Genomic DNA, 18,666 nt, shown 5'->3' with positions numbered 1-18,666 from the left:
CCTCATACAACAAACGTTGGGATGTACCAGCCGTAAGGCTAGTACATCATCATCGCGTTTGACTCGTAGATGATCCATACTGACAAGCCAACTATCATAAAGATAATAAGCGCGCTGAACAGAAACGAGATCGTGTTTGCTTTGCCTTCTTCTGTCACAAAGTTAAGGTGCAGGAAGTACTTCAGGTGTACCCAAATCTGAACCAAACCTAATGTCACAATGCTCCAGATGGTGGTGGTTTTGCTAAAATCGCCTTCCATAACCATCCAAAACGGGATGACAGTGAGGATGACTGATAAAACAAATCCAATCACATAGGATTTCACATCACCATGATCTTCTGCATGGTGTCCTGCATTGGTATCGTGCTGACTCATTACAGTGCTCCCATAAGATAGACGACAGTGAATACACAAATCCAAACGATGTCCAGGAAGTGCCAGAACAAGCTCAGGCAACTTAAGCGCGTTACCGTTTGGTCTGGTAATCCACGGCGCATGACTTCGATGATCATAATGGTCATCCAGATAAGTCCGGAGGACACGTGCAGACCGTGCAAGCCAACTAGCGAGAAGAACGCAGTTAAAAACGCGCTTTCCTGTGGACCATGGCCGTTGGCAATCAGGTGATGGAACTCATAGATTTCCATACCGATAAAGACGGCACCAAACATCCAGGTGACAGCAAGCCATAGAAGCGTGCCGCCCTTGTTTTGCTTGTGAGCTGCAATCATGGCAAACCCGAAGGTAATACTACTGAGCAACAGGGCAGCGGTTTCCACTGCCACGAAGTCCAGTTCAAAGATGTCTTTACCAGACACACCACCTGCCGTATTCATAAATAACACGGCGTAAGTTGCAAAGAACGAGGCGAACAACAAGCAGTCGGTCATAAGGTATAACCAGAAACCAAATACGTTGTTATTTTCGTGATGTTCGTGCTCGTGGTCGTGATGCATATCAGTGGCTACTGTACTCATGCGTTCACTCCTTTAGCATTGGCAGATAAATGCTCTGCTTCAATTTTTTCAACTTCATCAGGCTGTACGTAGTAATCAACATCACTGGTGTAGCAGCGTTTGATGAATACCGCGATACCACCAACAAAACCAATAGCCGCTAACCACCAGATATGCCAGATAAGCGCGAAACACATTGCTGTGAAGCTCATGCTCATCAAAAAGCCCGCTGAGGTATTACGAGGCATATGGATTGGCGCGTATTTTTCCGGTTGCTGATACGCTTCGCCACGCTCTTTCATGTCAGTCCAAGCATCAATATCCTTGATGTGGGGAATGTGCGCGAAGTTATAAAACTGAGGTGGTGAGGCCGTAGACCACTCCAACGTGTGACCATTCCAAGGATCACCAGTCGTATCTTTCAGCTTGTCTTTGTTCTTAAAGCTAATGAACAATTGCAACAACTGGAAGAAGATACCCGCAGCGATAATAAAGGCGCCCACTGCAGCGATGTACAACCAAATGTTCCAATCTGGATTATCGGTGTGGTTAAGGCGACGGGTCATACCCAGGAAGCCCAGTACGTAAAGCGGCATGAAGGCAACCATAAAGCCGATTTGCCAGCACCAGAAAGCAGCTTTTCCGGTTTTCTCATCCAGTTTAAAGCCCATTGCTTTGGGGAACCAGAAGGCAAAACCTGCCAGGTAACCAAATACCGCACCACCGATAATGGTGTTGTGGAAGTGAGCGATGAGGAACAGACTGTTGTGAAGTACATAGTCAGCGCCAGGAATGGCAAGCAATACACCGGTCATACCACCGATGGTGAATGTCACCATAAAGCCGAGGGTCCATAGTACTGGTACACTGATGGTCAAACGACCGCGATACATAGTGAATAACCAGTTGAACAGCTTTACCCCGGTAGGTACTGCGATAACCATGGTCATGATCCCGAAGAACGCATTGACGTTTGCACTAGAGCCCATGGTAAAGAAGTGGTGCAGCCAAACGATAAAGCCTAATATGGCGATGGCACCAGATGCGTAAACCATGGACTTATAGCCAAACAGGCGCTTAGCGGTAAAGGTTGAAATTATTTCTGAGAAAATACCAAAAGCAGGCAACACCAGAATGTAAACTTCAGGGTGACCCCAAGCCCAGAACAGGTTGATATACATCATCGAGTTACCACCAGCATCATTAGTGAAGAAGTGGAAATCGAGATAGCGGTCCAGGGTTAACATAGCCAGTACTGCAGTCAAAATAGGGAATGACGCAGCAATAAGGATGTTCGCCCAGGTACATGTCCAGGTGAAAATTGGCATTTGCATCAGTTTCATGCCCGGTGCACGCATCTTGAATACCGTTACTAAGAAGTTAACGGCTGTAAGTAGCGTACCGAGCCCGGATATCTGCAGTGCCCATATGTAGTAATCAACACCCACTCCCGGACTGTATTCAAGCCCCGCTAGCGGTGGATAAGCTACCCAACCGGTTTTAGCGAATTCACCTAAACCGAGGGAGATGTTGATGAGAATTGCGCCACCGGCTGTTAACCAGAAACTCAAGTTATTCAAAAACGGATACGCTACGTCACGGGCACCGATTTGTAGAGGCAATATGATATTCATTAAGCCAACCATGAAAGGCATAGCCATGAAGATGATCATAATGACGCCGTGCGCAGTGAAGATTTGGTCATAGTGCTCGGGCGGCAAGTAACCTTCTGCACCGTTAGTGGCAACGGCCAGTTGGGTACGCATCATGATTGCATCAGCAAAACCACGCAACAGCATGATCATAGCCAGCAGAATGTACATGATACCCAGACGCTTATGGTCTACAGACGTGATCCAATCGCGCCACAAAGGGCCCCATTGCTTGTGCTTAGTAATTAGAATCGCAAGCACTACGCCAACTATTGCTACTACGCACAAGGTACTGATAACGATAGGGTCGTGTGGAATGGATTCCAGTGATAATTTACCTAGAAAAGACATAGTTACTCTTCAACTCCCATATGATGGCCCTGGTGCCCGCTGTGTTGAGGCTTCTCGCCTTGCACAGCGTTGGCCGGCTTGCCATAGAAATCCATGGAGCCATGGTCTTTCATATACTTCATAACGATTTCATGGAACAAGCCGTCGGAAACGGTGCCAAAGTAAGTGACAGGATGATATTCCGTTGGCTCAGCAAGGGTTTTATAGCTTTCTGATGTAAGCAAACCACCTTCCTGTTTTACCTTTTCTACCCAGGCTTCGAAGTCGCCTTCGGTGGGGGTAGCGATGGCATCGAATTTCATGCCTGTGAAACCAGCACCACTGTAGTTAGAAGAGATCCCTTTATAAGTTCCTGCTTCATCAGCAATTAAGTGCAACTTGGTTTCCATGCCCGCCATTGAGTAGATCTGGCTGCCTAATTGCGGAATGAAGAATGAATTCATTGTACCTTCAGACGTTATTTTAAACGCGATAGGCTTGTTCGCCGGGAATACCAATTCATTCACTGTCGCTATGCCTTGCTCAGGATAGATAAACAGCCATTTCCAGTTCAGTGATACCACTTCAACGGTCATGTGCTCACCTTTGCCTTCTAATGGGGCATACGGGTCCAGCGCATGGGTTGATCGCCAGGTAATGACACCCAGAGCAATGATGATAAGAATGGGAATACTCCATACAGTGGCTTCAATCTTGGTAGAGTGTGCCCACTTTGGCGTATAGACTTCAAAATCGCGACTAGCGCGATACTTCCAGGCGAAATACAGTGTAAGTACTATCACCGGAACGACGACAATGAGCATCAGAACCGTACATAAAATAATTAGGTTCTTTTCCTCAATCCCGACCTGTCCTTTTGGATCAAGTACGCCACCGCTACAACCGGCTAAAAACAGCACGATTGATGCAAAAGCAATTTTAGAAAGGTTACGAATAGACAAAAGCATTTTCCTATAACCCAGGTTTATCGTTATTGTCGCGTTAAGCGACATGCGTAAAATCGATAGAATGTATCGACGATGTTTTCAAACAAATGAACGTGAAATACAGCAAATTGCTGGCTTTGCACGCCTTGGTTACAGATATGTCTTGGATACATCTGTAACCAGCGGTTGTCATTTGCTAGAAAGGAGGCGCCCGGCTTCCGAATTGTTGAACAAACGGTTGGCGGTACGTGTCGTTTAAGACAAAAATCGGCTTGTTGGCGTTTGTTACGCGCGAGCGAACAAAAGAGAGGGGATTGAGCTTCAGACCTATTAAGCACAGCAACAAGGTAGTTGACAAAAAAAATACAGACAGAGCTTCACGAGCACCGGCTAGAAAATGAGGTTCGACAACTAAGTTGTCATGCAGGGCACTAACGAATTCAGAAGAGTCAGCCATAATACCACTGATGATAGTGGCTATATTAAAAAGTAACACGAGGGTTGCGATCCATAGCAGCATGCCGACAGCTTTAGTGCTGTCTAACGCGACTCGGTTAAATATCACCGAGTTTAAGCTTTGCTGATGTGGAACGGTCTGCATTAATGTCGCTCTTATCTGGCTGAAAATGACTGTGTCAGGTGCAAAATCTTCGGGCCAGAGAGTAGAGAATATGCGCTTAGTAGACAAGGGGGTGGGCTGGAGCTACAACCTTTTCAATCGAACAATTGATAACGAATTGTAAACGAGGGGAATAATTGTCAGCGCGAGGGCATTTGTTGATCTGTATCAAATTTTCGCCCGTGGTACATAAAATTATCTAAATCGTCTTTGGCTGCTGTTTTTATGAGCAATATTAGTAAGTAATCGACAGGTGTATAGGAAATAAACAATAAAAATGGTGTGGTTATTAACAATATTTATACAAGCGTTAAACTGTATTATTTTTCGGTTCTACTACTGAAACCCAATCAAAACTCTATGATTTTTTGCTCGTTATTTGTCCGCTAGTAAACCTTTTTTGTGGTGTCATAGTAAGCAGCGTCCGACAAGATGATTTCAATACACTGGCAACTGTCGTTCCTCGTTTATTTTTATGCATCCGTGAATTCAACTGGCAAAGCTGCTCTATTCTTTATAGACTGCGGCCTTTACAACAAGTTTCTGATGAAAGTGACAAGCAAATAAAGAACCCGTACAGAGGTTTTGTCACGAGACAGACATTGGAAAAAATCGAATTAAGGGTTAACAAATGTCTCAACAAAAAGTTGGTTTAGTGGGCTGGCGCGGTATGGTCGGTTCGGTATTAATGCAAAGAATGCAGGAAGAAAATGACTTTGCTTCTATTGAACCAACGTTTTTTACCACCTCTCAAAAAGGACTACCAGCACCGGATTTCGCTGGAAAAGAATGCGGTGTTTTGGAAGATGCCAATGATATCGATGCCCTTGCATCACAAGACATCATTATCACCTGTCAGGGTGGTGATTACACCAAAGCAGTCTACCCCGCTCTGAGAGACGCGGGATGGAATGGATATTGGATCGACGCAGCGTCAGCGTTACGCATGAAGGATGACGCAGTTATAATTCTCGACCCGGTGAATCGCAAAGAAATAGACAAAGGCCTGGCAAACGGCATCAAAACGTATGTCGGTGGGAACTGCACGGTATCCTTGATGCTTATGGCCTTGGGTGGACTTTTCGAGCAGGGTTTAGTTGAATGGGCATCACCTATGACCTATCAGGCAGCGTCAGGGTCTGGTGCAAAGCACATGCGCGAATTGCTCAGCCAGATGGGCGCGGTGCACGATCAAGTTAAACCTTTACTGGAAGACCCATCATCCGCGATTTTAGATATTGATCGTCAGGTGGCTGAATTTATTCGTTCTGATGATAACCCTACAGCACAATTTGGTGTTCCTTTAGCGGGTAGTCTTATTCCTTATATCGACAGTCAACTGTCTTCGGGTCAAAGTCGTGAAGAGTGGAAGGCACAGGCTGAAGCCAATAAAATTCTTGGCTCACAATCAGCGCCAGTGCCAGTTGACGGGTTATGTGTGCGTGTAGGCGCTATGCGTTGTCATAGCCAAGCCATTACATTAAAACTCAAACAGGACCTGCCACTTGATGAAATCCACCGAATCATTGGTGAGCATAATGAATGGGTTAGCGTTATCTCTGACGATAGAGAGTTAACGATGAAGGAGTTAACACCCGCAAAAGTGACCGGTACTTTGTCCATCCCGGTTGGGCGGATACGCAAGCTCAACATGGGGCCTGAGTATATCTCCGCGTTCACCGTAGGCGACCAACTTCTTTGGGGAGCTGCGGAACCGTTGCGTCGCATGTTGCGGATATTGCAGGAAAAATAAATCAGCCAATGGAATAGAGCACAGGACTAAAAAAGCGGCTTTAATAGCCGCTTTTTTACATCTCTGGATTTTTATCGATTCTTCAACTCTTCCTTCACATCTTCTTCGTCAAGATCTTTAATTTCAACCTTGCCCTGATTCACCTTTTGCATTTCACGCAGACGTTGTAATACTTCAATTTGCGCTGCAGGGAATCTGGTGTTCAAGCGTGCCATGTCTACTACGCTTTCACCCAGTGGGTTTTCGATCGCAACACTAGACACTCCTGCACCGCCGCCGCCAAGACGTTGAGTTGCACTGACGGCGTCCAGAAGCGCAGCGTTGTTAATCATACCAGACCCACCGAAGTCCCTTGCACCGCCTGTCAAACTGGCAATTTGCCAATCTTCTGTATCAAAATCTAACTTTTTGGCGTTCATGATTTCTGTGTAAAAGTCATCTTCTAAGAAGTCCAGCAAGTGGTCTTTTAATTTTTCCTTGCTGTTGTCGAAAAATGGTAGGTTGCGCTCATAAAACACGGATATTTTGCCGTCGTAGTAGGTACCGCGATTTGAATTTACAAACTCAGTGGCATTTTCTTCTAGCTGTCGCCATACCTTATGACCCTTGAATGCTTGTGTTTGAATACTTGGGCCGCCGATATTCCCTTGGAAAAGACCGTAAATAACCAGCGGGTTATCGTGGTATTTCTCTTTTAAAATCGTAAATTGAATATCATCAAGGCTAAGAGGGACACCTCCAACGTTCAGTATTTTTTTAGCCAATATGGAGTCGTCATCACCATAATCCAATAATTTTTTCATACTGCTTTTGGGCTTTTCTTTTGCCAGTTCATCTAGCAGCGTAAAATTATAAAGATTAAGCCAGTAAGCCAACTGTTCATTACGGTTTAGCAAGCGAAGCGGAACCTGACTTGGCAGAGCTTCTAAGCTGTCTTGTAACGTTGATAAAATACTGGTGACTTCTTCGTCGTCTAAGGCTTCAAAATTAACGCGATTTCCTTCAAGCGCCGTAAGTCTGTTAACTCGCGCTTTCATTCTTGTACCGGTATTTTGCGGACGAGGAGCTTTTTGTCTGGTGGAGCGGCCTACATCAAGGACCAGTGATTTTAGAAATGCATCAAGGTCGCCATAAGTGACTTCGAACTTTGCGTCGGCATCGTCACCGCGAAATGGTTCTGGGATTTTAGTTTCATCAGCAAATACGCTGTGAGAAACAGCAAAAAGTAAGGTGCTAACTAACAGGGTTTTTATTTTCATATTAATTCCTTTTCTGTCGTATCAGTAGCCTGTAATGCTCTTTTATAGGCTTTATTCCAGACAACATCAATACCGTTTTAGCCTTTCGTCTGGTTATGGTTGTCAGAAAAGTGCGCTGTGTCTTATTGGCGCAGTGGTCTAATGGAAAAGGAAAAATTGTTAATATTCGTAACCGAAGCCGAAAAACTGATTCTACGGTCGTTTGTATTGCGTCGGGCAATATGCTCTTAGTACTTCGTCGGGGCGACGATGAACATGTTTTGTTCGCCTACCCGTTACACGCTTGCGCCACATTTTAAACGATGACGCATTCATTTCTTTTCGCATTAAGGCAATAACTGCAGACTCGTTGAGTCCGTAAAGAGCTTCAATTGCCTCGAATGGGGTTCTATCTTCCCAGGCCATCTCTATCACCCGGGACAAATCTGCTTCTTGTATCGTCATAAAACATTCTCCTCAATGGAGACAAGTGTATCTTGGCGTTTTCGGTGACTAAAGCTACTTCACTGATCATGAAATATATTTCATGGTGTCTAGTGTAGTGGCGTAGTAAACCGGCAACCTCCACAATTCATTTCTTCAATTTTATTAATTCCTGGTTATTTTGCTCAGACAAATTGTGGCTGATGTTCGTCATTGTTATTGAATAAGTAAGAGGAGCATGACCAGCAATAAGCTGTAATCTTTATTCAAAGGTCTTGCGTATTTACGTATATCCAGCGGCTACTTAAAAAAGGGGAGGTTACAATGGCTAACGATCACGGTAATCAAGTTAAAAATGATGATACCTACGAGGCTTTGCGTGATGAAGGCTACAGTAAAGAGAAGTCGGCGCGTATTGCCAATGCGCAAGCTAACGAAGATCAGACGCCTTCAAAGGACGGCGGCAAAGGAAAGGCTTACGAAAAGCGCACTAAAGAGCAGCTTTATCAAAAAGCGAAAGAAGTGGGTATCGAAGGAAGATCCTCTATGAATAAGGACGAATTAATTGATGCGCTACGCAACCACTAAGAATGAATTTCGTATATCTACCCCTGACATCCTTCTGAGCGCTAGTTAGGTCGCGTTTCATTTTCTATTACTATAATTATGTTTCTTTCTATTCATATTGTGTGGCGCAAACATTTGTATTAATAGAAAATAATTCTGCAAAAATGAGCTTCAGTGGTTTTGCTTGCTCATTTTTTTGGAGATTAAGCATGGTTAACGCACTCGAATGCTCATAAACGACTATTATACTGGGCGCTCTCGTTTAAGAAGGGGGCATCATGACATCTTGGGTATCGCGCGCTATCGGTAAAATTAATGCAGACTACCAGCGGTCTGCGGACACACATCTTATTAAACTGGATAAAATAAACATTCCCGGTGTAGATATTTATCTAAAGGATGAAAGTACTCATCCCACGGGGAGTCTTAAACACCGTCTCGCCCGCTCTCTTTTTCTATACGCATTGTGTAACGGAAAAATCCGTGAAAATACCACAATCGTAGAGGCGTCTTCGGGGAGCACTGCAGTTTCAGAGGCGTATTTCGCAAGGATGATAGGTGTGCCCTTTGTCGCGGTTATGCCTGCAACAACGGCACAAAGTAAAATCGCGCTTATTGAACAATTTGGTGGCCACTGTCACTTTGTCGATTGTCCGACCCAGATGCATGACGAAGCCGTTCGCGTCGCAAAAGCTAAAAATGGCTACTTTATGGATCAGTTTATGTTTGCTGAACGGGCTACAGATTGGCGCGGCAGTAATAACATTGCAGAAAGTATGTTTGGTCAAATGTCAGCAGAGCCTCATGCTGTGCCCCATACGATAGTAATGAGCGCAGGCACTGGCGGCACTTCTGCAACTATCGGGCGATATATCCGGTACAAGGGGCTATCTACACAGTTGTTGGTTGTCGACCCTGAGCACTCTGTATTCTACGAGAGTTTTCAAACCCGCAATGATACGTTGCGCAATAACCGCGGCAGCAGAATTGAAGGTATTGGCCGACCAAAAGTAGAAGCTTCATTTCAGCCTGATGTTATAGATACCATGATGCAAGTTGAAGATATCGCGTCTATTGCAACCATGCATTGGCTTTCTGAAAAGCTGGGGGTAAAAGCAGGGGCTTCAACTGGCACGAATATGTGGGGCGTTCTTCAGGTTGCCCTTAATATGCAGCAAAGAGGCGAAACAGGCTCAATTATTACTCTGATGTGCGATAGTGGTGGTCGCTATCAGGACACTTACTACAACCCAATGTGGGTCGAGAAAGAGTTTGGTTCAACCGACCAACACCGGGCCTGGTTGGACCAAATACCGTTGAACTAACACATTTGCGCCGGTACATTCACATCGCCCGCCCACAACCAAGGGGCCAGAAGAGGCGCGTCTTTACAGTGCATGGCGTGGGAAATCTGACTGGGGTGAACAATAATATCGCCCGTGCTTTTTGCCACCATAGGCCCTTTATTGATACCCCAAGAACTGTTTTTAGTGAGGTTCAGATAGATTTCAATGGCTGGGTGATGATGCCAATCGTAGAAAAAGTCTGGCGCAATCAATGTGATTCCCGCTGAAAAGTAATCACAGGGTATGATTCCACCATCACCCACTAATGTTGCGTAAGCAAAATATTGCTTAAACTCACTGCCAACAACTTTTTCGTCATAACCCGGCGTCCATGGACAATAAGGCTGAACCGCTTGTGTTGCCTCACAAAGTAAACGCAAAGAGTCGATACTGTTCGCGTTAGCAAAAGCTTCATCAAATGCCTGTTCCAGCCATTGGGTGACGGGGGCTTTAGCCGGTTGAACCTCTGAGCGTACCACTGATTCATCTGTGAGAAAGCGTTGTGCAGCTTCAATAGTGGTGTTGATATCATTATTATCCGGCTGTAGCGCCAAATATGATACAAATGCGCTAACGTAGTTATCTATGGTTGCTATTCGCATACATTACTCTTTTCGTAAAATTGCAGCACGGTGAAGAATAAAATTCACGCCCCAATACCCCAGTGTGACGATGCCTAGTGCCGAAAGTGCGTAGCCTAAATAGGAGAAACGTGAGGGCGGTGGTAGTAAATTTTGTACATCGTAGAACAAAATGAGGTCGATAATAACGCTTATTATGGTAAAGCCGGTAAATGCTGCCAGAATGCGATTGGTTCGCTTGTTAGAGAGCTCACGCATTTTATCTCTCAATGTCAGCAGCGATTGCTCGGAATCACTCTGGATTTGCGTTAAAGAACGAATGAGATCTTCAGACTTGTACGCATCCCAAATGGAAGCATAACGAATTGAATCTTCGCCTTCTACGATCACTTTTTCGGGCTGACTTTCAAACTTAATCATAGAAATGATAGATTGATAATTCTCGATATTGCGTATTTCTTCGTGTATAGCAGCGATAGATTTGTAATCGGCAATACGGCTGGATGCAGCAATAACATAATAGCCTTCAGAAGAGCAAAATAACGCAGACCAGTACAAATGTACCAAGGACCATAGAAACTTGGTGCGCTTAATATTTTCTTTCTCCGCGGTGCACAATTCGCCGAATGTCATGCCCCGTTTAATGTTCTTTTTGTAACGTATACGAGATGATTCACTGCGATTGACCAGGGCCACCGCTCCCTCAAACCCCTCATGACTAATTGGAATTTTTTCCGAACCGGTAAAGCCCATATTGTCGTTGGCGTCGTTGAGAAAGGTATAAGCTGTTTCGTGCAATTGCCTGGCGTGTACCGTGAGTTGTGGACACACGCCACCGGAGTTTACAAACAATAGATTCCTGCTAACCGGCCCACACATAAAGGCTACGCGTTTGGATACAACGCTTTCATCATATTCAGGCCTGAGTTGATTTACTACACCGTTGAGATAGTCGTCGGAAAATGTCACATACTTTTTGTCAATTGCGGTCAGTTCGAGTTCAGCGTTGGGCAACCCCTGATTAAACTCTTGTACAAATTTGAGTTTTAACGCTTCCGCTTTGGTTGCAACGTCTTCTAAAGCGGCTGCCGTAGTGAGTGGGAGGTTCACCGACACTTCAACATTTCCCAGCCCATAGTCAAATATTGTTAACCTTGCGAACACGGCATCAGATAAATCTTCACCAAAAATTGATGATATGGCCTGCATGAACTCGCTATTGAAGGAAAACTCACGCCAGAGTTGACCGTATTTACGTAACTTCAAAGTGCGTGGAGCGAGGAATTTTTCGAGCTTCCATTGCCCGCAATCACCGTCTGCGTTGAGTTCTTCCTGCAGCAGTTCCAGAAGAGTGGGGCGTTCCTGAGGTGACATGCCGACCGAGGTAGATGAAAACCAAACAGGTGCAACCAGAAACAATTGCACTTTGTCATCAATGAGAAATTCTTGTTCTGGGCTTTGCACTGCTATCCCTTCAAAGTGGTTATGATATAGTTTTAGTAGTTTTAAACGAGCTGGAAAATATTGTGAAAATTCAAATTATTCGCTACGTCGTCGGCGCGCAACTGTGTATCTTTTCAGCGCTTAGTAGCGCGGCAACCTTTGTTTGTAACAAAGACATCGACACTTCAGATCACAACACAGAAGCTGTTGATGTGTTATGGAGCCAAACATTAACATACCTTGAAGGTGTGAGGGAAATTCTGACAAAGAATAATGGCTGTAAAGACGGGCCTCTGGCCGTCATTGAATCTAACGATGGCAGTGGCCATATTGCCAGGCAATGTGTTACTAAATATCAGGACGTTCAGAAAGTCATCAAACACATCGACAGCGTATTGAAAGAGCCTGAAGCGGCTAGGGCCTGTTTTGATACTCAAAAGCACTACGACGCTTTCCCCCTTTACTCAGCGAATGACGTTGTGAAGGTTAAGTCAGAAGTTGCTGCGTGGCTTAACCGGCCAACATTAAGTGATTTTTATGAGCAAAAATCCGGTGCGTTAAAAACCGCAGGGCTTGCCCTTGCCAGCGATTTCTGGACTATTTTGCAGCAAAGCACCATGCCTGATTATCTCGAGACAGATATTTCGGCAAAAAATCTTCCTGATTTGTGGGCGGGTGTGGGTTGGCTGCCTTTCTATGCTGATAGCGAAAAAGCACACAATGTCCGTTTTCGTGGCGGATACGCGTACGCAGAAGTAATGGGCCCTTGGGGGTTGTTGCGTATTAAATCTATTAATGGCGAGCCAGTGGGCGCTGAAATCGGAATGACTATTCAGCTAAATGATACATTTTATCCTTACCACTATCATCACCCGCAAGAGTTCTATATGCCCTTAACGTCGGCCTCTTGCGGCGATGAGCACCAATTTTTCGTGGCTCACGAAGACAGTAAGCTATTTGAGCACGGGCCCGACGAGGATGGGTTGTATATCGATGCGGACCCTGCGGTGGATATCCCTGCTTGGTTTATTCCACAGTCAACCAATGGTAATAATTTTACTTATTTCGAACGCAACGCGATCCACGCCTTCCGTGTTGCAGAAGGATGTGGGGCCGCACCGTCTGGCCTTGTTTCAGTATGGGGAAGAACCACAGCGCGGGACAATGAGCAAAGTACCAGGCTTTGTGAAGTGGTTGAAAAGCGCAGTTCAAAACGAAATGCAGAGCCGTTCTCCCGATATCGGTGCCAGCCAACGAAATGGAATTATTAGCGCTAATGTGGGCTTGTCTACTGCTGCCAGATACTGATTTTGCGACTGTTCATAAACAGTACGACTGCGTGCTTAATTATACGTAAGTATTCTGGAATAATTCGTCTCTGTTGCTATGCTTTCAATCAGAAGAGGAAATCTGTAAATACTGGTTTAAGTGACAACAATGGTGAAAATATTAAAGTTAGGGCTATTGTTTATTTGCATGGGAGTCGGGGTCACCGCTACTGCCCAGGAACAAGAGCGCTTTGCTTTGTCGGGGTTTGCCCGCGTAATTGGAGGCGCTCTGGATACTCATGAGGCGAACTTTGAAGGCTATGATAACAGCATTAGCTTTTCCGAAAAGTCGCTTTTTGCTGTTCAGGCAGACTATCAATTAACCGAAACCTTGTCAGCGTCAACACAACTGTTGTTACATAGCGATAGTAACCGAAAGTCCGGTATTGAATGGGCTTATCTCACTTACGAACCTTCCAATAATTTGCAACTTCTTGCGGGAAAGTTGAGAACCCCTTACCTCAAATACTCAGATGTGATTGATGTAGGGTTTTCCTACCCTTGGTTATCTGCACCTCAGCAGCTGTACGGCAGCTACTTGTTTTTTTCAAATTTCGAAGGGGGGAGTGCCCGGTATCAATTTTCTATCGATGAGGTTTACATCAACCTAGAGGGATATTACGGCAGTTATGATGCAGACTTTGAAAGCAGTGGTGAAACTTTTAATCTGTCTGTGGATGGTTTGTACGGTGGCGTTATCGAAATTAACTATGGAGGTTGGCAAATACGAGGCGCTACGTTGAGCACTCAAGAAGTCAATGCAGATGTACAAGGGATTCACGAATTAAGATTTGGCCTTGAGCAAGCTGGTTTTAATGAAATAAGTGACTTTCTTTCTCTAGATGGTGCTGCTGATACGTATGTGGTAGGCGTATTTTACGACAGTTTGGATTGGTTTTTTGCTGCAGAACGGATGGAGGTGACTTCTAACATCGCCGTGCTATCAGGCATTAAAGCGTACTATGCTTCGTTAGGAGCATACTACAAGGATTATCAGTTTGCGGTAACATTTGCCCACTCACGTCAATCGCTAAATGTACTCGATAACTCTATTCCCGTGGGAATAGATCCACAGTTAGACATGTTGGCATATGGTGTTGATGAACTATACAATAGTTTGCCTTCAGATGATCTTGATTCTGTCTCATTTACATCACGTTGGAGCTATTCCTCGAATCTGGCTTTAAAAGCTGAAATAACACTGCTGGATGGCAAAACTGGAAAAACGTCACACTTCGAAATTAAAAACCCAGATTTTAATCGCAAAGCAACACTATATCAGATTGGTTTGGAGTGGGTTTTTTAATGAAAGCAATCATAATCTTACTCCTTACAAGCTGTTTATTATTGGTGTGCGCACCCTCGAGGGCAGCGCAGCAAATTGTAATCGTCGGCAACTTAGCAGAACCTCAGTCCATGGAAAAGCATGAAATTCGCAACATTTTCATGGGAGGTCCTGGCCGTTTACTGGAGCCGGTTGCGCTTAAGCCAGGTGAAGAAGCCAGGCATGTATTTAATACGCTTGTGGTGGGGCTCACCGAGGCGAGAATACAATCTTACTGGGCTCAAATGCGTTTCAGTGGAAGAAATAGGGCGCCTGTTGAAGTAGAAAACACAGACCAAATGCTGCAATATCTGCTTGAAAATCAGGGGGCGGTAGGTTATTTGCCTGCTGATATGCCTATACCCGAGCAACTAACTGTGCTGTTTACTGCCGGGTAATGCTTAAACGCTATCTGTTTTTCTACTGTAACACGGGATAAGTTTTATCTTTGGAGAGGGGTTCAGGTTTACCATAATAAAAACCCTGCAATAAATGGCAGCCATGGTTTCTTAAAAACGCTGCTTGGTCTTCGGTTTCCACGCCTTCTGCGCAGACCTCTAACTTCAAATGCACAGCCATATTAATAATGGTATCGGTGATAAGTTCCGAACGTTCGGAAATTCCAATTTGGCTTACAAATTGGCGGTCTATTTTCAGTGTATCTATATTAAATTCAGTGAGGTAGCTGAGAGAAGAATAGCCGGTGCCAAAATCATCAAGGGCAATTTTGCAGCCCAGCGTTCGGGCTTTTTCGAAAAATATATTGCCAGACTGGAAATTTTTCAGATAGGCAGATTCAGTGATCTCAAATTCGATAAACTGAGCAAGAGCACCTAGTTTAGAAACCCGTTCAAGGGTGAAATCTGTTACCGATTCATCAGAAAGGTCAGAAGCCGACAGGTTAAGCGACACCACAACGTGGGGGCCATATTTTTGGTGGATAAGCGGTAAATCTGTGCAGACCTGGTTGACTACCCATTTGGTTATCAGCGAAATTTTGTCACTCTGTTCGGCAATAGGAATAAATTCACCAGGTGACACGAGTCCCAAATGAGGGTTATACCATCGCAGTAGCGCTTCAAAACCCTGGATGGCTGAATGTTTGTCAACTTTCGGTTGATACACGAGGTAGAATTCATTATTCCGTAAAGCCGTTGCTATACTGGATGCAATACGAAGGATGCGTTTGTTATCGTTCTGCATCATTCGGGTAAACAACGTATACTGCCCACGGCCGTTTCGTTTAGCGTGGTACATAGCGATATCAGCATTACTCATCAATGTGCTTAATTCGTAGTCGCAGTCCTTCGCCATAGCGGCGCCAACGCTCACGCCAGTATCCAGCTTCCATTGCTCTATACTTTGCGGTTCTCCTAAGATATCCACCAGACGCTGACAAATAACCTCCAGTTCCTTCTTATTGGGATTCTCACTGAGAATGACAACGAACTCGTCTCCGCCTAAGCGACCAACAATGTCACCTTCGCGCAAAGTTTCACTGATGAGATCGGCTATGCGAACAAGTAGTTTGTCACCCACATCATGGCCAAAGGAGTCGTTAACAACCTTGAAGCCATCTAAGTCAAGAAAGAGTACGAATACATCACTTTCGTTGCGTTTAGCTCTCGCTAACTCGATAGAAAGTGTTTTCATTAAGAACTGACGGTTAGGCAACCCTGTGAGGGTGTCGAAATTCGCCAATTGCTCCATTTGTTCCTGTTGCTTGGTTAATAGCTTGTTTTTCTGGCGATTTAGATCTGTTTGTTTGTTAATGTCGAACATCATTCTGTTAAACCCTTGGGTGAGGGCCTGGATCTCAGATTTTCCTTTGATCTCAACAGTCACAGCGTAATCTTTTGTTTCTTCAATCTGGCGCATTTGTGAAATAAGATTAAATAATGGGCGAAGAGAGCGCCTTTGCAATTCCAGTGCAATAAACACAGCAAAAATGAGTAAAGCGATAACAAAAGGAAGAACAGCCATTATAAAGTCTCGCATACTAGCAGAAAGCGCGTCTCTTATTTGGTATGAAATTACCAGTTTTCCTTGCGGGAAAGCTGGGTCTCCAATTTGCTGAACGACCTGAATGTGATCATCTTTTACCTCCAGACCAAATGGCAGGGCACTGAATGCATCGTCGAGCATAGTTTCATGATCAAGGACGTCAGCACTATCACTCATCATGGCGTTGCCTGCATAGGAACTGACTAGTTTCGATTGAATGTCATATACCCGGGCGAATTCTACATTGTCATATTCCTCCAGACGCAGGAGTATACTGAGCATGGCAAAATTGCCTGGTCGCTCATTCATAAATGGCAGTAAATCATTCGCTAAATTCGTTGACAGTGACTCCAGTTCATCGGAAACAAAGTTTTCGTAGAGATCTTCATAAACACTAAGAGACACCCACATGATCAGCGAACTGATAAGTGTAATTGACACAAGCGAAATAGCGGCAATTTCGGAACGAAGACTTTTCAACAAATAACCTCAAGTACGACAACTTTAGTTTTTACGAAAAATATCGGCACACAGTAAGGAAAGTTTTTCTCTAGAAAAAATAAATGCACCAATGTATTAGAAGATTGTAATCTATCCTTTGGTTTTTTGTGGATTATTCTTTTGTCTGTATAAAAAATAATCTGGCTATTGTTGCAGTTGGCTGTTAGTATGCGCCGCCTGCTAGGGGGCTGTTCATGATTTGGATCCACTTCCAGGTCGCTAGTGAAATGCTTGTTGCAAAGCTGACAGCCTCTCTAAGCACATCGGGTTTTCCCCAGTATTTTTAAGAGTGAGCGACGACGTCGGTGAAATCGCCGGGCACGTTTTCCTCACTCTCTTATATTTTATCCTTATATTTTGAGGTTCTATGTCATTTTCCCAATTGGGCCTGAGCGCACCCCTTTTAAAAGCTGTGTCAGCGCAAGGCTATACGACGCCGTCTCCTGTTCAGGAACAGGCAATTCCCGTTATTTTGTCAGGCCAAGACGTCATGGCAGCGGCTCAGACCGGTACTGGTAAAACAGCGGGTTTCTCCTTGCCGTTGTTAGAGAGATTAAGTGAAGGCAAGCGAGCCGGTGCAAATCAGGTCAGGGCACTTGTACTGACGCCAACCAGAGAGCTGGCCGCGCAAGTGGAAGAGAATATCCGACAGTTTAATCAATTTCTCAATTTGAAAACCACAGTGGTATTTGGTGGCGTGGGTATTAACCCACAAATGAAGCGTCTTCGCAGTGGCACTGACATTCTGGTCGCGACTCCAGGCAGACTACTGGACTTACACCAGCAAAACGCGGTGAAGTTTGAAGCTCTTGAAACTCTGGTTCTTGACGAAGCCGACCGCATGCTGGATATGGGGTTTATTCACGATATTAAGCGCATATTAAAATTGTTGCCGATTAAACGTCAGACCTTACTTTTCTCTGCGACCTTCTCGGACTCTGTGACCACATTAGCGGAATCGGTAGCGAAAAACCCTGTTAAAATTTCAACGGCGAAACCAAATACTACTGTTGAAGAAATTCAGCAACGCTTAATAAATGTAGATAAGTCGAAAAAAGTCGGCGCTCTCAAAGCGCTCATCAAACAAAATAGCTGGCAGCAAACCCTGGTGTTTAGCCGTACCAAGCACGGTGCAAATCGCATCGCAACTAAGCTAACACAATCAGGTATTCCCAGTGCTGCTATACATGGAAACAAAAGCCAGGGAGCCCGTACTCGCGCTTTAAGCGAGTTTAAATCCGGGAAGATAAACGTGCTGGTTGCTACTGATATAGCTGCCAGAGGCATTGATATTGAGGCACTTCCCATTGTTGTTAATTTGGAATTGCCTAATACCGCGGCAGATTACGTACATAGAATTGGAAGAACAGGTCGTGCTGGCGCCAGTGGTGAGGCGTTGTCTCTAGTCAGTGCAGATGAAATAGATCAGCTTAGAGATATTGAAACGCTGATCCAAAAGTTGCTTCCAAGAGAAACCCTCACAGGCTTTGAGCCAGCGCAAGTATTAGCGGAAACAGTATTGCGGGCACCTAAAAAGCCGAAGAAACCGAAGCAGCCTAAAAAGCCGTTCAGGAGCTCTCAAAGACGGCAACCTGGAGCGGCTCGTCAGCGTTCAGCGCATTAATTATTAC

At 44.8% G+C, this 18,666-nt stretch carries 17 protein-coding genes; 7 read left to right on the top strand and 10 right to left on the bottom strand.

Going from position 1 to position 18,666, the window contains the following annotated elements:
* Positions 1 to 38: 38 nt before the first annotated feature.
* From cyoD to ACXACM_RS19370, 5 genes are all read right to left on the bottom strand, one after another.
* Positions 39 to 377 (bottom strand): cytochrome o ubiquinol oxidase subunit IV, encoded by a 339-nt coding sequence (gene cyoD / locus ACXACM_RS19390; protein WP_474823865.1) that lies wholly within the window; start codon positions 375 to 377, stop codon positions 39 to 41.
* Positions 377 to 979, bottom strand: coding sequence for a cytochrome o ubiquinol oxidase subunit III (gene cyoC / locus ACXACM_RS19385; protein WP_474823863.1), 603 nt, complete (start codon positions 977 to 979; stop codon positions 377 to 379). Before cyoC ends, cyoD begins: the two co-directional genes overlap by 1 nt.
* Positions 976 to 2,961, bottom strand: coding sequence for a cytochrome o ubiquinol oxidase subunit I (gene cyoB, locus ACXACM_RS19380; RefSeq protein ID WP_474823861.1), 1,986 nt, complete (start codon positions 2,959 to 2,961; stop codon positions 976 to 978). Before cyoB ends, cyoC begins: the two co-directional genes overlap by 4 nt.
* A 2-nt stretch (positions 2,962 to 2,963) precedes the next feature.
* The gene (cyoA, locus tag ACXACM_RS19375) at positions 2,964 to 3,902 is read right to left on the bottom strand and encodes a ubiquinol oxidase subunit II (RefSeq protein WP_474823859.1); all 939 of its coding nucleotides are present in this window, start codon (positions 3,900 to 3,902) and stop codon (positions 2,964 to 2,966) included.
* A gap of 181 nt (positions 3,903 to 4,083) precedes the next feature.
* Entirely contained in the window at positions 4,084 to 4,488 is a 405-nt protein-coding gene (locus ACXACM_RS19370) for a hypothetical protein (RefSeq protein ID WP_474823857.1), read from the bottom strand.
* 649 nt (positions 4,489 to 5,137) lie between these two features.
* On the opposite strand from ACXACM_RS19370, the gene asd reads away from it, so the two are divergent.
* On the top strand, positions 5,138 to 6,259 hold the full coding sequence (asd, locus tag ACXACM_RS19365; RefSeq protein ID WP_474823855.1) for an aspartate-semialdehyde dehydrogenase: 1,122 nt from the start codon (positions 5,138 to 5,140) through the stop codon (positions 6,257 to 6,259).
* A 71-nt stretch (positions 6,260 to 6,330) separates the two neighbouring features.
* Here asd and ACXACM_RS19360 read toward each other — a convergent pair whose 3' ends face one another.
* Both ACXACM_RS19360 and ACXACM_RS19355 read right to left on the bottom strand, forming a co-directional pair.
* Positions 6,331 to 7,518 carry a DUF547 domain-containing protein gene (locus ACXACM_RS19360; RefSeq protein ID WP_474823853.1) on the bottom strand — a complete coding sequence of 396 codons (1,188 nt, stop codon included), beginning with the start codon at positions 7,516 to 7,518 and terminating at the stop codon, positions 6,331 to 6,333.
* Between the two features lie 192 nt (positions 7,519 to 7,710).
* Complete coding sequence (locus ACXACM_RS19355) at positions 7,711 to 7,962, bottom strand: TIGR03643 family protein (RefSeq protein WP_474823851.1); 252 nt, start codon at positions 7,960 to 7,962, stop codon at positions 7,711 to 7,713.
* A gap of 303 nt (positions 7,963 to 8,265) precedes the next feature.
* On the opposite strand from ACXACM_RS19355, the gene ACXACM_RS19350 reads away from it, so the two are divergent.
* Together ACXACM_RS19350 and ACXACM_RS19345 are read left to right on the top strand one after the other, a co-directional pair.
* The gene (locus tag ACXACM_RS19350; RefSeq protein ID WP_474823849.1) at positions 8,266 to 8,529 is read left to right on the top strand and encodes a Rho termination factor N-terminal domain-containing protein; all 264 of its coding nucleotides are present in this window, start codon (positions 8,266 to 8,268) and stop codon (positions 8,527 to 8,529) included.
* Positions 8,530 to 8,786: 257 nt separating this feature from the next.
* Positions 8,787 to 9,833 (top strand): PLP-dependent cysteine synthase family protein, encoded by a 1,047-nt coding sequence (locus ACXACM_RS19345; protein ID WP_474823848.1) that lies wholly within the window; start codon positions 8,787 to 8,789, stop codon positions 9,831 to 9,833.
* Here the strand turns inward: ACXACM_RS19345 and ACXACM_RS19340 are convergent.
* Together ACXACM_RS19340 and ACXACM_RS19335 are read right to left on the bottom strand one after the other, a co-directional pair.
* Positions 9,830 to 10,456 carry a dimethylsulfonioproprionate lyase family protein gene (locus tag ACXACM_RS19340; protein ID WP_474823846.1) on the bottom strand — a complete coding sequence of 209 codons (627 nt, stop codon included), beginning with the start codon at positions 10,454 to 10,456 and terminating at the stop codon, positions 9,830 to 9,832. The genes ACXACM_RS19345 and ACXACM_RS19340 overlap by 4 nt on opposite strands.
* Positions 10,457 to 10,459: 3 nt before the next feature.
* On the bottom strand, positions 10,460 to 11,899 hold the full coding sequence (locus ACXACM_RS19335) for a hypothetical protein (protein ID WP_474823844.1): 1,440 nt from the start codon (positions 11,897 to 11,899) through the stop codon (positions 10,460 to 10,462).
* 62 nt (positions 11,900 to 11,961) lie between these two features.
* Between ACXACM_RS19335 and ACXACM_RS19330 the strand changes: the two genes are divergently transcribed.
* The 3 genes from ACXACM_RS19330 to ACXACM_RS19320 all read left to right on the top strand — a co-directional run bounded on the left by ACXACM_RS19330 (position 11,962) and on the right by ACXACM_RS19320 (position 14,928).
* Entirely contained in the window at positions 11,962 to 13,149 is a 1,188-nt protein-coding gene (locus tag ACXACM_RS19330) for a dimethylsulfonioproprionate lyase family protein (RefSeq protein ID WP_474823842.1), read from the top strand.
* A 166-nt stretch (positions 13,150 to 13,315) separates the two neighbouring features.
* On the top strand, positions 13,316 to 14,512 hold the full coding sequence (locus tag ACXACM_RS19325) for a hypothetical protein (protein ID WP_474823840.1): 1,197 nt from the start codon (positions 13,316 to 13,318) through the stop codon (positions 14,510 to 14,512).
* Entirely contained in the window at positions 14,512 to 14,928 is a 417-nt protein-coding gene (locus ACXACM_RS19320; RefSeq protein WP_474823838.1) for a hypothetical protein, read from the top strand. The genes ACXACM_RS19325 and ACXACM_RS19320 overlap by 1 nt, the downstream gene beginning before the upstream one ends.
* Positions 14,929 to 14,950: 22 nt before the next feature.
* On the opposite strand, the gene ACXACM_RS19315 is transcribed toward ACXACM_RS19320, so the two are convergent.
* The gene (locus tag ACXACM_RS19315; RefSeq protein ID WP_474823836.1) at positions 14,951 to 17,014 is read right to left on the bottom strand and encodes a putative bifunctional diguanylate cyclase/phosphodiesterase; all 2,064 of its coding nucleotides are present in this window, start codon (positions 17,012 to 17,014) and stop codon (positions 14,951 to 14,953) included.
* Between the two features lie 388 nt (positions 17,015 to 17,402).
* Here ACXACM_RS19315 and ACXACM_RS19310 point away from each other — a divergent pair, with 388 nt between their 5' ends.
* Entirely contained in the window at positions 17,403 to 18,659 is a 1,257-nt protein-coding gene (locus ACXACM_RS19310; protein ID WP_474823834.1) for a DEAD/DEAH box helicase, read from the top strand.
* The last annotated feature ends 7 nt before the right edge of the window (positions 18,660 to 18,666 follow it).

This window comes from Alteromonas sp. AWQ4_252, from assembly GCF_056158205.1.
The sequence above is the reverse complement of the archived record's forward strand: the minus strand, read 5'-3'. Positions and strand labels throughout refer to the sequence as shown.